The sequence below is a fragment of the Corallococcus sp. AB038B genome (assembly GCF_003668955.1).
Classification (GTDB): domain Bacteria; phylum Myxococcota; class Myxococcia; order Myxococcales; family Myxococcaceae; genus Corallococcus; species Corallococcus exiguus.
In genome coordinates this window covers 1-685 of the sequence record NZ_RAWO01000052.1, presented here as the reverse complement: position 1 = coordinate 685, position 685 = coordinate 1, and the positions used below count along the sequence as shown (strand labels likewise).

At 67.7% G+C, this 685-nt stretch carries 1 pseudogene; it reads left to right on the top strand.

Annotation, left to right across the window (positions count from 1 at the left end):
- Nucleotides 1-410: 410 nt before the first annotated feature.
- Nucleotides 411-685, top strand: a pseudogene (locus tag D7Y04_RS46980) (His/Gly/Thr/Pro-type tRNA ligase C-terminal domain-containing protein); the annotation flags it as partial.

Here is a 685-nt window from a genome sequence, read left to right as displayed (position 1 = left end):
TGAAGGCGCGCGTGTCCCCCAACGGCCACAGCACCGAGAAGCTCACGTACTTCGACCCCGAGACGAAGCAGCACGTGGTGCCGTTCGTCATCGAGCCGTCCGCGGGCGTCGACCGTGGCGTGCTCGCGGTGCTGAGCGAGGCGTATGCCGAGGAGCAGGTGAAGCCCGCTCCGGCGGAGCGCCTGAAGCCCGTCGAGGAGGCGCTCGGCGCCTTCCTCAAGTCCGTTGGTCGCAACGAGAAGCTCCCGGTGGAGGCGAAGAACGCCCTCCTCGCCGAGGGTGAGCGAATCGCCGGCGCGCTCGGTGAGCGGCTCGCGTCCATGACCGGACTGCTCTCCATGCCGGGCGCGGAGAGCATCGAGGTCGCGAAGAAGCTCCGCGGGCAGGTGGACCCCGTCGTCGACGAGTTCTACCGGACGGTGCTGCACTTCAAGCCGCGCCTGGCGCCCATCAAGGTGGCGGTGCTCCCGCTGAAGAAGAACCATCCGGGCATCGTGGGCGTGGCCAAGGGCATCCGTCGCCAGTTGCAGTCCTCGGGCTCGATGCGGGTCGTCTACGACGACACTGGCGCCATCGGAAAGCTGTACCGCCGCCAGGACGAGATTGGCACCCCCTTCTGCGTCACGGTCGACTTCGACACGCTTGGAGATGGCGAGTCCGCTTCCTCGAAGGACACCGTGACGGT